This is a genomic window from Inquilinus sp. OTU3971 (assembly GCF_038440215.1).
This window is the reverse complement of sequence record NZ_JASATH010000007.1, coordinates 11,346-24,560: the sequence shown is the minus strand read 5'-3', so window position 1 is coordinate 24,560 and position 13,215 is coordinate 11,346. Positions and strand designations below refer to the sequence as shown.

At 67.5% G+C, this 13,215-nt stretch carries 13 protein-coding genes; 8 read left to right on the top strand and 5 right to left on the bottom strand.

The features are described 5' to 3' along the window. Nucleotides 1–64 precede the first annotated feature (64 nt). Both AAHM41_RS03185 and AAHM41_RS03180 read left to right on the top strand, forming a co-directional pair. The gene (locus AAHM41_RS03185; protein ID WP_342235057.1) at nucleotides 65–379 is read left to right on the top strand and encodes an integration host factor subunit alpha; all 315 of its coding nucleotides are present in this window, start codon (nucleotides 65–67) and stop codon (nucleotides 377–379) included. Nucleotides 380–382: 3 nt separating this feature from the next. Next, the gene (locus AAHM41_RS03180) at nucleotides 383–904 is read left to right on the top strand and encodes a MerR family transcriptional regulator (protein WP_342235056.1); all 522 of its coding nucleotides are present in this window, start codon (nucleotides 383–385) and stop codon (nucleotides 902–904) included. A 28-nt stretch (nucleotides 905–932) separates the two neighbouring features. Here the strand turns inward: AAHM41_RS03180 and AAHM41_RS03175 are convergent, their stop codons facing one another. Together AAHM41_RS03175 and AAHM41_RS03170 are read right to left on the bottom strand one after the other, a co-directional pair. After that, the gene (locus AAHM41_RS03175) at nucleotides 933–1,331 is read right to left on the bottom strand and encodes a hypothetical protein (RefSeq protein WP_342235055.1); all 399 of its coding nucleotides are present in this window, start codon (nucleotides 1,329–1,331) and stop codon (nucleotides 933–935) included. Between the two features lie 234 nt (nucleotides 1,332–1,565). Further along, nucleotides 1,566–3,074: a winged helix-turn-helix domain-containing tetratricopeptide repeat protein gene (locus tag AAHM41_RS03170; protein WP_342235054.1), complete on the bottom strand. Its 1,509-nt coding sequence runs from the start codon at nucleotides 3,072–3,074 to the stop codon at nucleotides 1,566–1,568. A gap of 137 nt (nucleotides 3,075–3,211) precedes the next feature. Between AAHM41_RS03170 and AAHM41_RS03165 the strand changes: the two genes are divergently transcribed. Next, nucleotides 3,212–3,463: a DUF1127 domain-containing protein gene (locus tag AAHM41_RS03165; protein ID WP_342235053.1), complete on the top strand. Its 252-nt coding sequence runs from the start codon at nucleotides 3,212–3,214 to the stop codon at nucleotides 3,461–3,463. A gap of 75 nt (nucleotides 3,464–3,538) precedes the next feature. Next, nucleotides 3,539–4,477 (top strand): GNAT family N-acetyltransferase, encoded by a 939-nt coding sequence (locus tag AAHM41_RS03160; protein WP_342235052.1) that lies wholly within the window; start codon nucleotides 3,539–3,541, stop codon nucleotides 4,475–4,477. A 61-nt stretch (nucleotides 4,478–4,538) separates the two neighbouring features. Here the strand turns inward: AAHM41_RS03160 and rodA are convergent, their stop codons facing one another. Next, nucleotides 4,539–5,690 carry a rod shape-determining protein RodA gene (gene rodA / locus AAHM41_RS03155; protein WP_342235051.1) on the bottom strand — a complete coding sequence of 384 codons (1,152 nt, stop codon included), beginning with the start codon at nucleotides 5,688–5,690 and terminating at the stop codon, nucleotides 4,539–4,541. 220 nt (nucleotides 5,691–5,910) lie between these two features. Here rodA and AAHM41_RS03150 point away from each other — a divergent pair, with 220 nt between their 5' ends. After that, nucleotides 5,911–6,831, top strand: coding sequence for a glycosyltransferase family 2 protein (locus tag AAHM41_RS03150; RefSeq protein WP_342235050.1), 921 nt, complete (start codon nucleotides 5,911–5,913; stop codon nucleotides 6,829–6,831). Here the strand turns inward: AAHM41_RS03150 and betB are convergent. Both betB and betA read right to left on the bottom strand, forming a co-directional pair. Continuing rightward, nucleotides 6,795–8,243 (bottom strand): betaine-aldehyde dehydrogenase, encoded by a 1,449-nt coding sequence (gene betB, locus AAHM41_RS03145; RefSeq protein WP_342235049.1) that lies wholly within the window; start codon nucleotides 8,241–8,243, stop codon nucleotides 6,795–6,797. The two genes, AAHM41_RS03150 and betB, sit on opposite strands and share 37 nt — an antisense overlap. Before the next feature lie 14 nt (nucleotides 8,244–8,257). Beyond that, entirely contained in the window at nucleotides 8,258–9,910 is a 1,653-nt protein-coding gene (gene betA / locus AAHM41_RS03140) for a choline dehydrogenase (protein WP_342235048.1), read from the bottom strand. 212 nt (nucleotides 9,911–10,122) lie between these two features. Here betA and AAHM41_RS03135 point away from each other — a divergent pair, with 212 nt between their 5' ends. From AAHM41_RS03135 to choV, 3 genes are all read left to right on the top strand, one after another. After that, the gene (locus AAHM41_RS03135) at nucleotides 10,123–11,061 is read left to right on the top strand and encodes a choline ABC transporter substrate-binding protein (RefSeq protein WP_342235047.1); all 939 of its coding nucleotides are present in this window, start codon (nucleotides 10,123–10,125) and stop codon (nucleotides 11,059–11,061) included. 70 nt (nucleotides 11,062–11,131) lie between these two features. Continuing rightward, nucleotides 11,132–11,989 carry a choline ABC transporter permease subunit gene (choW, locus tag AAHM41_RS03130; protein WP_342235046.1) on the top strand — a complete coding sequence of 286 codons (858 nt, stop codon included), beginning with the start codon at nucleotides 11,132–11,134 and terminating at the stop codon, nucleotides 11,987–11,989. After that, the gene (gene choV / locus AAHM41_RS03125) at nucleotides 11,989–13,173 is read left to right on the top strand and encodes a choline ABC transporter ATP-binding protein (protein ID WP_342235045.1); all 1,185 of its coding nucleotides are present in this window, start codon (nucleotides 11,989–11,991) and stop codon (nucleotides 13,171–13,173) included. Before choW ends, choV begins: the two co-directional genes overlap by 1 nt. The last annotated feature ends 42 nt before the right edge of the window (nucleotides 13,174–13,215 follow it).

The following is a 13,215-nucleotide window of genomic DNA, read 5'->3' as shown; positions in this document are numbered from 1 at the left end:
TTATTTTGTGGAGGGTACCGTCCTTCGACGGTCTTCTTCGCAATTGCCCGTCGGGGGAGGCGGCATGGCGGAAACGGTGACACGAGCGCAGCTCAGCGAATCGCTCTATCAAGAAATCGGCTTGTCTCGCAATGAGTCTGCTGACCTTGTTGAGACGGTGCTTGAAGAAATCTCCGAGGCGCTCGAACGCGGCGAGACGGTGAAGATCTCGTCCTTCGGCACCTTTGGCGTGCGCCAGAAGGGCCAGCGAATCGGCCGCAATCCGAAGACCGGGCAGGAGGTGCCGATCCTGCCGCGTCGGGTGCTGGTGTTCCGCGCCTCGCATGTGCTGAAGGGGCGCATCAACGGCACCAATCCTCCCTTGGACGACGACGAGTAAGCCATGGCCGGAATGGGAGGATCGGAAGCGAAGCCCGCGCCGCTGCGCAAATCGGCGACGGCCTATCGCACGATCAGCGAGGTATCCGACGATCTCGCCGTGCCGCAGCATGTGCTGCGGTTCTGGGAGACCAAGTTCTCCCAGGTCCGCCCGCTCAAGCGCGGCGGCGGCCGCCGGTACTATCGCCCCGAGGATGTCCAGCTGCTGCGCCGGATCCAGCGCCTCCTCTATGAGGAGGGCTACACCATCAAGGGCGTGCAGCGCCTGCTGAAGGAAGGCAAATCGGCCGAGGCTGAAGCGCCGGCCGCAGCATCGGGCGAGGCGGCCCCTTCCGGGCCGGCCCATCCCCTCCCGGTCACCCGGACCAAGCCGGGCAAGCCGCGCGACGAGATGCAGCTCTCGCTCCTGGCCGGCGCCGGCCGCGAAGGCCGCGCCCAGGGCATCTCTGCCGAGTTGCGCGACGAGCTGACCGTGCTGCTGGCTGAGCTGAAGAGCCTGCAGGCCGCCCTGCGCGGTGACGCCTGAGAGCCCGGGCTCTCGCCCCCTCGGGCTCTCAGCCAGCCTTCCGCTCCAGCGCGTCGTCACGGATCAGAACCAGGGCCGCGACCGCCCCGAGACATTCCCCCAAGCCCCCGACCAGGAGGGTCGGCCCCAGGCCGGCGATCAGCCGGTCCGCGGGCGCGTTGACGTCGCCGCCATGCGCGCCGAGGACCGCGACGCCCAGGGTCGCGCCGACCATCCGCGCGGTGTTCACCAGCCCGGCCGCCGTGCCCGACCGCTTCTGCGGCACGCTCGACACCGTCACCGCCATCACCGGGCCGGTGTTGAGACCGAGCCCGACGCCGGTGATCAGCAGCGCCGTCTCGACATAGAACAGCCCGGTGCCGGCGGAGATCCAGGCGAGCAGCAGCAGCCCGGAGACCTGCGAGACGGCGAAGAAGATCACCGACATCGGCAGCAGCTCCAGCCCCGCCTCGACCGGCGTGGCGCCGCGAACGGCCTGCAGATAGACCGGGACCAGGCCGCGTCTGCGATCGGAGGGTGTCGATGGTGTCGGCTGAAGGCATGTCGGCTGCTCCCGCTTTGCACAGAGGGAACAGTCGCGGCCCGAAGGGGCTCCCCGGGAACACTTCGGTGCCGGTCGAAGCATCCGGGATCCGAGCCTGCCCGAGGCTGCGCCGGCGCGTCACTCGGGAAGACCGGCCTTGCGGCAGCCATCAACGAAATGCTCAAGCGTCGCAGCGTCTCGGAACGGCTCCGTCGCGGCCCAATGGCGGATCGTGAAATGCGGGTTGCCGACGAGGAACAGTTCGACCTCCGCGCGCGCCTCGTCGAGCCGGCCCAGCTGGGCAAGGCTTGCCGCCAGGAAACGGCGTGAGCTTGTGCGATACGTCTCGTCCCGGCGCAGCGTCTCGACAGCGGCTTCGTAGTCGCCGGCCGCATACTGCGCCTGGCCGAGCGCCAGATAGTACCAGCTTGCCGGAAGCGGGTTCAGCCGGAACGCCTTGCGGATGTGCTCGAGGCCCTCCGCGACCCGCCCGGCCAGAACCGCGATGTCGGACAATGCCGCCCAGGCATCGGCCTCGTTCGGGTCGAGCTCGATCGCCTTGGCGAATTCCGCATCTGCCTCGGCGAAGCTGCGGTCATAGGCCAGCAGGTAAGCCAGGACCCAGCGGCAGCCGGCATCGTCGGGGTCGATCGCGACAGCCTTGCGCGCCAGGTCCAAGGCAACGCTGCGGGACGATTCAGTCGGTCCGCCGGAATGCACCCATCCCATCCAGTGGTTCATGGCAAGCCAGCGATAGGGCTCGGCGTATCCCGGATCGAGCGAAACCGCGCGCGTCAGCATCAGATGCGCTTCCCGCGCCGTCTGCGGCGAATCATCCATCAGCCGGCGCGCCCGCACGCAGAGATCGTAGGCCTCGAGATTGCTGGGCCGATGGCGCGGCGGCGGCGCGCGCAGCCGGCCGAGCAACGCCTCCACGATCTTGCCGGTGACCTCGTCCTGAACCGCAAAGATATCGTCCAGGCTGCGATCGAAGCGTTCCGCCCAGAGATGATCGCCGCTCACCGCGTCGACCAGCTGGGCGTTGATGCGCACGCGCCCGGCGGCGCGTCTCGCGCTACCCTCCAGCAGGTAGCGCACGCCAAGATCCTGGGCGATGCCGCGCACATCCATCGCCTTACCTTTGTAGGCAAAGGCCGAGTTGCGGGCGATGACGAACAGGCCGGAGGTCCTGGACAGGTCGGTGATCAGGTCTTCGGTCAACCCATCCGTGAAGGAGTCCTGCTCGGGATCGTTGCTGACATTGACGAAGGGCAGCACGGCGATCGATGGCTTGCCGGGCAGCGGCAAAGGGTTTCGCCTCGCGTCCCCGAGCCGTTCGACGGCCCCCGTGAAGCGGTAGCCGACGCGCGGAACCGTGGCGATCCATTCACCGCCGTCGGCGGCCGGACCGAGCAGCTTCCGCAGCCGCGCGATCTGGACGGTGAGGTTGCCCTCCTCGACCGCCGTGCCCGGCCACGCCGCGTCCATCAGCTCGGCCTTGGCCAGGATCTCGCCGGGCCGTCCGACGAGCGCCGCGAGCAGCTTCAGCCCGCGGTGGCCAACGGCAACGGGGACATCGTTCCGAAGGAGCGTCCCCACACCTGGATCAAGCACGAACGGGCCAAAGGCAAAGCGCGATTCCTGCATGCGGCGCATCCTTAGGCCGTTCGGAAGTTTTTGGAAACGATTTGGGAGAGCTTAAGTACGACGCCGTTCGTGTCCTGCAGAATTCATCCTCTTTCAGGTCGAGGGCCCCAGGACCCTCGACCCATATGGAGGCTGCCATGAACGATATCCTCGGGTCGGCCCCGCATCAGGCAGCGTGGCCGGGAACGCCCGCGGGGGCGGCGGACATGTCGTGCCGGCGCTACAGCCTGGCGACCCTGCGAAGCCTTGTGGAGACCTGGCGCGAGCGGATATGCCTTCGCCGGAAACTCGCGCAGATGGCGAAGGCCAATCCCCATCTGATCGACGATATCGGCCTGACGAGACGACAGGTCGAGGCCGAGATTGCCAAGCCCTTCTGGCAGGACTAGGACGGCAGGACTCGGTCTGCGCCCTCCTGACCGCATGCCCTCGACAGGACGGTCCGGCCTTGCCAAGGTGCCCGCATGGACGATCTTGGCCCGACCGAACTCCGACTGATGCAGGGCCTGGCCCAGCAGGTGACCGCAACGCGGCCGGAGCTGCTGAACGGCGACGCGACCGTTGGCGAGCTGGCCTGGGTCTGGGCCAAGGATGTCGACGCGCTCGGCCGGTTCTGGCGGCACCGGTTGTGGTTCGTGGACGGCCGGCTGGCCGCGTGGGGGTGGGCGCATCTGCCTTACCGGGTCCCGCGCAGCGACGGGACGTACCGTGAGGCCAAGGCGGCCAACCTGATCTGGCAGGCGCATCCGGACCGGCCGGAGCTGCTGGCCGAGATCCTGGACTGGTACGACGATGCGGCTGGCGGCGTCGACCGGTTGCTGACGGTGCAGTCCGCGGATGTATCGGCGCAGGCCATCGTCGCCGCGCACGGATACGAGTTCGATGCGGAAGCCGGTTCGGACAACGGGTCCTGGGTGCAGTTCAATGGACGGGAGCTGACGGATTTGCCGGATCCGGTGCTGCCCGAGGGGTTCCGGTTTCTGGCGGCCGCGGACGTCTCGGTGGCGGACGCGGTCAAGGCGCATCGGGGCGCGTGGCATCCGGCCAGTCTCACCGAGGTGGCGTTCGAGCGGGTCCGGCGGACCTGGCCGTATCGGGCCGACCTGCATCCGCTGATCGCGGCACCGGACAGCACCTTGGCCGCGACCGCGATCATCTGGCTGGACGAGTCGTCGCGAACCGCCGAATTCGAGCCCGTCGGCACGCACCGGGACTTCCGGCGACGAGGGTTGGGCACCGCGTTGCAGCTGCACGGCATGCATCTGGCCAGGGCGGCCGGCGCCAGCCGCATGCTGGTCGCCTGTCTTGGCGCACCGGCGCACCCGGCCGCCCGGAGCCTGTACTACGGTGTCGGCTTTCGCCCGTTCACCCGGGACCTGCCGCAGATCAAGGTCGCGAGATAACGCCCGGGGCGGGCATTCGGGCCGGACCCGACGGGGTGCCGATCGTCACTCCGCTTTCTCCTCAGTAGTCGGTGATGCCGCTGCGCGGGACCCGCACCTCGCGGTGGATCCAGACGCTGAGCAGGATGCCGCAGCCCATCAGCAGGGTCAGCATGGCGGTGCCGCCATAGGAGACCAGGGGCAGCGGGATGCCCACCACCGGGATCAGCCCAGTGACCATCGCGACATTGACGAAGACGTAGAGGAAGAAGGTCGTGGTCAGGCCGATCCCGACCAGCCGGGCGAAATGGCTGCGGGCGCTGAGCGCGATCATCAGCCCGTAGACGAACAGCATGGTGTAGAGGAACAGCAGGATCAGCGCGCCCACCATGCCGAACTCCTCGGCCAGCACCACGAAGATGAAGTCGGTGTGCTTCTCCGGCAGGAACATCAGCTGGCTCTGCGTACCGGCGGTGAAGCCCTTGCCGAACAGGGCGCCGGAGCCGAGCGCGATCTTCGACTGCATGATGTTGTAGCCGGCGCCGAGCGGGTCGCGCTCCGGCTCCAGGAAGGTGTAGACGCGGTTCTTCTGGTAGTCGTGCAGGAACTCCCAGCCGATCGGGATCGCCGACAGGCCGAGCGTGATGGCCACGGCGAACTTCCACAGCCGCACGCCGGTGGCGAACAGCACCGCACCGCCGGTCAGGATCAGCAGCATGGCGGTGCCAAGATTCGGCTGCATCAGCACCAGCCCGACCGGCGCCAGGATCAGCAGCAGCGGCACGATCAGCACCAGCGGGTTGCGCACCTCGATCAGCGAGAAGCCGTGGAAGTAGCGGGCGAGGGCGAGGACCAGGGCGATCTTCATCAACTCGGAGGGCTGGATCACCAGGGGCCCGAGATTGATCCAGCGCTCGGCGCCCATGCCGACATGGCCCATCATCTCGACCACGATCAGCAGCGCGAAGACGATGGCGTAGATCGGGTAGGCGAGCTTCATCCATGTCCGGATGTCGACCAGCGCCAGCAGCAGCATGACGACGAAGCCGGTGGCGAAGCGGGTCAGCTGCCGGCTGGCCCAGGGCTCCCAGGACCCGCCGCCGGCGGAATACAACAGCATGACCCCGACCGCGGCGATGGCGCAGACCAGCACCACCAGGCCCCAGCTCATCAGCTGCAGCTTGGTCAGGATGGTGTAGTGCGGGGTGTCGTCGCGAATCCGGAAGCTGCTCATGAACCAGGGCTATCCGCCGTCACCGTGAGGCGGCCGGACTATGCTCCGGAGAGCCTGGACGGGCAAGGCCGGGGGCCGACACGGCGCGCGCGATGGGGCAACGAGGGACGCCTATCCGCCTGCCGCGTGCGGTTCGACGCATTTGACCGGCGATCTTCGGGCCTGCATCATTTGATAAATATGCAGAGGAACTTTTATGACGAAAATTTGTGGAATCTGCATGCTGAGAGACACCGTAGATCTGGTTCCATTTCTGGTCGGTCATTACTTGAGGATCGGGTTCGATCGAATTCACTTCGTTGACGACCAGTCGTCGGACGGAACGTTCGAGCTCCTGTGCTCCGTCGCCAAGTCGAATCCCAGGGTAACCGTGGAGCGCGTCGTTCATGACATCTTGAAGCAGGCAGAGGTCATGTCCGCCGCCGCAAACCAGGCGCTCGCTGCAGGATTCAACATCGTCTTTCCGTTTGACGCCGACGAGTTCTGGAGTATCGACGTCTCCCAGATTCGGGTCGCGGCGACCAGGCCCGGCCTGTTTGTCGGACGGTGGGTCCAGTTCGTGCAGGACCGGTCGGAGCGGCATCGTCGAGGGCGAGGGCTGTTCAGCGTCCGGTACCGTGCCCCGGTGCTGGCCGATACCGATCCCGCCACCGTCGAATCCTTCGATCGGTCATTCGTGTGCCTGACGGTGCCGAAGGTCGGGTTCGTCGCCGATTCCCCGGTGGCCCTGAGCAAGGGACAGCACGCGCTCACGCATGGTCCTTGCGAGATCCTGGCGCAGGATCTGGAGCTGTTTCATGTGCCGATCCGCTCGGCCCGCGAGATCAAGCTTCGGGCCGAACGAGCTGAACGGGTGTTGGCCAACACCCAGGGCGACGACCATTGGCAGACACGGTTCTTCCGCGCCGCCATGAAGGCAGGCCGTCTGGATGCCGTCTGGGCGGCGAACAGCGCCAGCGCCGATGGGTTTCTCGATCTGCCCAGCCAGCGGATCATGCTGATCCGGGACAGCCGCTTCCAGATGCTGATGGCCCGGGCCTGGCGGTACATGCTGGTCCGCCACCCCTCGGCGCTTCTCGGTCGGCGGCGGTGGCCGGCGACGGCTCAATACGGGCTGTCGACATTCCCGGTCTCGACATAGACGCTCTTCAGCTGGGTGTAGTGCTCCAGCGCGGCGAGGCCGTTCTCGCGGCCGAGGCCGGACTGCTTGTATCCGCCGAACGGGATCTCGACCGGGGTGATGTTGTAATTGTTGATCCAGCAGGTGCCGGCCTGCAGCCGGGCGACGACGCGGTGGCCGCGGGCCAGGTCGCGGGTGAAGACGCCGGCGGCCAGGCCGTACTCGGTGGCGTTGGCGCGGCGCACCGCCTCGTCCTCGTCGGCGAAGGTCAGCACCGTCATCACCGGGCCGAAGATCTCCTCCCGCACGATCGCCATGTCGTCATGGCAGGCGTCGAAGATCGCCGGCTCGACGAAATAGCCGCCGGCCAGGGCCGGGTCGGCCGGGGGCCGGCCGCCGCAGACCAGGCGGGCACCGGCCTTCACCCCGGCCTCGACATAGCCCAGCACCTTGGCCCGGTGGTCGGCCGAGATCAGGGCGCCGACCTGGGTCGCCGGGTCCATCGGGTCGCCGATCCGCATCTTCTCGGTGCGGGCCAGCAGGAGGTCCATGAAGCGGTTGTGCAGCGGCGCCTCGACGAACACCCGGGTGCCGTTCGAGCAGATCTCGCCCTGGGTGTAGAAATTGGCCATCATCGCCGCCTTCACCGCGTTCTCGACATCGGCGTCGGCGAAGATGATCAGCGGCGACTTGCCGCCCAGCTCCATGGTCACGTGCTTCATCGCCCCGGCAGCGGCCGCCGCGACCTTGCGGCCGGTCGGCACCGACCCGGTCAGCGACACCTTGGCGACGTCGGGATGGGTGACCAGCGCCTGGCCGACCTCGCCCTTGCCCTGGACCACGTTGAACACGCCCGGCGGCAGGCCGGCCTCGGCGAAGATTTCCGCCAGCGCCACCGCCGTCATCGGCGTCAGCTCGGACGGCTTGAACACCATGGTGTTGCCGCAGGCCAGCGCCGGGCCGGATTTCCAGCAGGCGATCTGGATCGGATAGTTCCAGGCGCCGATGCCGGCGACCACGCCCAGCGGCTCGCGCCGGGTGTAGGCGAAAGCGCGGCCGAAATCGTGATGGGTGCCGTGCAGCGACGGCGCCAGCCCGGCGAAATACTCGATCGCGTCGGCGCCGGAATCGATGTCGACCGACAGCGCCTCGGCGATCGGCTTGCCGGTGTCCTCGACCTCCATCCGCGCCAGCCGGTCGCGGTTGGCGCGCAGCAGGCGTACAGCCTCGCGCAGGATGCGGCCGCGCTGGGTGCCGGTCATGCCGGCCCAGCCGTCGAAGGCGGCCTTGGCGGCGGCCACGGCGCGGTCGACATCGGCGGGGGAGGCGGCGGCGACCCGGTCGATCACCCGGCCGGTCGCCGGGTTGATCGTGTCGAAGGGCGTGCCGCTGCCCGCGACCGCCTGTCCGCCGATATGCAGCCCGATGGCCATGGTTTTCTCCTGTTTCAGCGCTGCGCCGTCCGCCAGTTCGGCGCTTCGTAGACCGGGGCGTTCGACGGCGGCAAGGGCGTGCGGCCCAGGATGATGTCGGCCGCCTTCTCGCCGATCATGATGGTCGGGGCGTTCAGGTTGCCGCTGACGATCGAGGGCATGATCGAGGCGTCGACCACCCGCAGCCCCTCCAGCCCGCGCACCCGGGTCTCGGGGTCCACCACCGCCATCTCGTCGACGCCCATCTTGCAGGTGCAGGACGGGTGGTAGGCGCTGTCGGCCTTGGCCCGGACGAAGGCGTCGATCTCGTCATCGGTGCGCACCGAAGCGCCGGGCGCGATCTCGGGGCCGCGATAAGGGTCGAAGCCGCTCTGAGCGAAGATCTCGCGGGTCAGCCTGACGCAGGCCCGCATGTCGGTGCGGTCGTCCTCGGTGGTCAGGTAGTTCGGCTGCAGGATCGGCTTGGTCCGCGGGTCGGCCGAGCGCAGTTCGACCCAGCCGCGCGAGGTGGCGCGCATGGTGCCGGCGTGGGCCTGGAAGGCGTGCCGGTCGCCCGGCTTGCGGCCGTGGTCGTTCACCACCGACGGCAGGAAATGGTACTGGATGTCCGGGTGCCGGATGCCGGCGCGCGAGCGGATGAAGCCGCCGGCCTCGAGATGGGCCGAGCTGCAAAGACCGCTGCGGAACAGGAACCACTCCACCCCGACCTTCGCCTTGAACAGCGGATTTTCGACGCTGTAGAGGGTGATCGGCTGCTTGCACTCGTACTGGACGTACAGTTCCAGATGGTCTTGCAGGTTGCGGCCGACGCCCGGCAGGTCGTGCACCACGGCGATGCCGTGCCGGCGCAGCTGGTCGGCCGGGCCGACTCCGGACAGCATCAGGAGCTGCGGCGAGTTGATGGCGCCGCCGCACAGGATCACCTCGCGGGCGGCGCGGGCGGTGCGTACCTGGCCGGCCTGGGCGTATTCGACGCCGACGGCGCGGTTGCCCTCGAACAGGATCCGGGTGCTCAGCGCCCCGGTCTCGATGGTCAGGTTCGGCCGCGACCGGATCGGCTTCAGATAGGCCTTGGCGGCCGACCAGCGCTCGCCCTGATGGATCGTCATATCCATCTTGCCGAAGCCTTCCTGCTGGTAGCCGTTCATGTCCGCGGTGAACGGATACCCGGCCTGCTGCCCGGCCTGGATGAAGGCGTCGAACAGCGGGTTCGGCTGGCTGCCGGTCGACACGTTGAGCGGCCCGTCGGAGCCGCGATAGTCGTCGCCGCCCTTGGCCCGGGTCTCGGCGCGGCGGAAATAGGGCAGCACCTCGGCATAGGACCAGCCGGCGGCGCCTTCCTCGGCCCAGCGGTCGTAGTCATAGGCATGGCCGCGGACATAGACCATGGCGTTGAGCGAGGAGGAGCCGCCGAGCACCCGGCCGCGCGGCCAGTACATGCGGCGGTTGTCCATCGCCGGCTGCGGCTCGGTCTCGTAGTACCAGTTGTACTTGTCGTCGCCGAGATTGTAGGTCAGCGCTGCCGGCATGTGGATCTTCCAGGTCCGGTCCTCGGGCCCGGCCTCCAGCACCAGCACGCGGTTGCCGGGCTCGGCCGACAGCCGGTTGGCGAGGACGCAGCCGGCCGACCCGGCGCCGACGATCACATAGTCGAATTCTGTCGTCATGGCTTCCACTCCTCCGGCCGCGGCCGCATGCTAGCGGGGCCGCAGCGGGCAATGAGTCCGGTTTGCGTCATGCCATGCCGGAAATCGGCCAGCGGCGGCGCGCGGGCCATCGTTAGACTCGCGCGGAGGCGCTTTGTCGCTGGTCCGCGGCAGAAGTTGCCCCGCAACGAACGAAAATTGTCGAACAGGCGGGCAAACAGGAGAGTCGCATCATGATGTCGTGGCGTTTGAGCGGGCTGGTGCTGGGCCTGGCCCTGGCCACCGGGGCGGCCCAGGCGGCCGATCCGGCGAGCTGTCAGAAGGTGCGGTTCTCCGATGTCGGCTGGACCGATATCACCGCGACGACGGCGCTGACCTCGGCGGTGCTCAAGGGGCTGGGCTACGAGCCGTCGGCAGAGCTGCTGTCGGTGCCGGTGACCTATGTCTCGATGAAGAACAAGAACATCGACGTGTTCCTCGGCAACTGGATGCCGTCCATGGCCGCCGACGCCAAACCCTATTTCGACGACAAGTCGGTCGAGAGCCTCCGGGCCAATCTGGAAGGTGCGAAATACACCCTCGCGGTGCCCGACTACGTGTACCAGGGCGGGGTCAAGGACTTCGCCGACCTGGCCAAGAACGCCGACAAGTTCGGCGACAAGATTTACGGCATCGAGCCGGGCAATGACGGCAACCGCCTGGTCCAGAGCATGATCGACAAGGACGCCTTCGGCCTGAAGGGCTGGCAGCTGGTCGAATCGAGCGAGCAGGGCATGCTGTCCCAGGTCGACCGCGCCGTCCGCCGCAAGGAGTGGATCGTGTTTCTCGGCTGGGCGCCGCATCCGATGAACAAGAACTACCCGCTGCAGTACCTGACCGGCGGCGACGAATATTTCGGGCCGAACTTCGGCGGCGCCACAGTCTACACCAATGTCCGGGCCGGCTATCTGACCGAATGCCCCAACGTCGGCAAGCTGCTGCAGAACCTTGCCTTCACCCTCGACATGGAGGCGACGGTGATGGAGGCGATCGCCGGTGGCGAGGACCGTGACAAGGCGGCGACCGCCTATCTCAAGGCCAACCCTGATACGCTCACCCCCTGGCTCGCCGGCGTGACCACCTTCGACGGCAAGGACGGCCTCGCGGCGGTCAAGGCGTCGCTCGGCCTCTGAGACTCCTCGACAGGCGCGCCGCCGCCGAGGCGGCGCGTCGTCCAAAAGGCCGGAACAAGAAGGACGCCGCATGGACGAACTGAGCGCGCTGCTGTCCCAGAAGATTCCGCTCGGGCTGTGGATCAAGCACCTGACGGATTTCCTGACCGACAATTTCGCCAGCGTCTTCGATGCCATCTCGATCGGCCTCGGCACCGCCATCGAATGGCTGATCGACGTCTTCCTGTGGCCGCCGCCGCTGGTCTTCATCGCCATCGTCGCCGTCCTCGCCTGGGTGCTGCACCGGCGCTGGCAGCTGGTGGCGCTGGTGGTGATCGGCCTGCTGCTGATCCTCAATCTCGGCTACTGGACCGAGACCATGCAGACCCTGGCTCTGGTGATCAGCGCCACCTTCCTGTCGTTGGTAATCGGCATCCCGATCGGCATCCTCTGCGCCCACCGGCCGCTTGTCTACGCCGTGATCCGGCCGATCCTCGACCTGATGCAGACGCTGCCGACCTTCGTCTACCTGATCCCGACCCTGATCCTGTTCGGGCTGGGCGTCGCGCCGGGCCTGATCTCGACCGTGGTCTTTGCCGTGGCCGCGCCGATCCGCCTGACCTATCTCGGCATCCACGGCGTGCCCAGCCCGCTGCTCGAAGCCGGCGAGGCGTTCGGCGCAACCAAGCGGCAGCTGCTGTTCAAGGTGGAGCTGCCGCACGCCCTGCCGACGATCATGGCCGGGCTGACCCAATGCATCATGCTGTCGCTGTCGATGGTCGTCATCGCCGCGCTGGTCGGGGCCGACGGCCTGGGCAAGCCGGTGGTGCGCGCCCTCAACTCCGTGAATGTCCCCATGGGATTCGAAGCCGGCCTCTGCATCGTCATCCTGGCCGTGATCCTTGATCGTCTGGTGAAAAGCGAACGGCCCGTCGGAGGGGCGCATTGATGTCCGATACCCTTCCCGCGGTCCATTTCAACGCCATCGACGTGATCTTCGGGCCGACGCCGAAGCGGGCGCTGGCCCTGCTCGATCAGGGCCGTACGCGGGCCGAGATCCAGGCCGAGAGCGGCGACACCCTGGCGGTCGCCGGGGCCGAGCTGTCCGTTCCGCCGGGCGAGCTGTGCGTGCTGATGGGCCTGTCCGGCTCCGGCAAGTCGTCGCTGCTGCGCTGCGTCAACGGCCTGAACAAGGTCACCCGCGGCCGCATGGTCGTGCGTTGCGATGGCCAGGAGGTCGACGTCGCCAGCTGCGACGAGACCACCCTGCGCAAGCTCCGCGCCGACTGGGTGTCGATGGTGTTCCAGCAATTCGCGCTGATGCCGTGGCGCACCATCCGCGAGAATGTCGGCCTCGGGCTCGAGCTGCGCGGCGTGCCGAAGGCCGAGCGCGACCGGGTGGTCGACGAGAAGCTGGCCCTGGTCCATCTCGACAAATGGGCCGGTAAGTATCCGCGCGAGCTGTCGGGCGGCATGCAGCAGCGCGTCGGCCTGGCCCGCGCCTTCGCCACCGACGCCGACATCCTGCTGATGGACGAGCCGTTCTCGGCGCTCGATCCGCTGATCCGCACCCATCTGCAGGACGAGCTGCTGGAGCTGCAGCGCCGGCTGAAGAAGACCATCATCTTCGTCAGCCACGACCTCGACGAGGCGCTGAAGATCGGCAACCGGATCGTGATCATGGAATCCGGCCGCATCGTCCAGGTCGGCACGCCGGAGGAGATCGTCACCCGCCCGGCGGACGACTACGTCGCCAACTTCGTCGCCCATGTGAACCCGCTCAACGTGCTGCGGGCCGAGGCGCTGATGACGCCGCTCGACCTGCTGCCGCGCGACGGCGATTCGATCCTGGTCGACAAGGCCAAGACCTGCCGCTGCCGGGTCGACGATCTCGGCCGGCCGATCGCGGTGCTGCAAGACGACCGGCCGCTGGAGATCGCCGACGGCATCATCAACGGCGTGGCGCCGGGGCAGATCGCGACCATGCCGGTGCATGCCTCGATGCGCCGTTTCATCGCCGCGCATGAGGCCACGCGGCAGCCGATCCTGGTGCTGGACGATGACGGCCGGCTGATCGGCAAGGTCGGGGAAAGCGAGCTGGTGGCCCGGCTTCTTCGCGGGAAAGATGATTAGAAACAATGGATTGAATAACATAATTTTCGTATTAGTTTAATT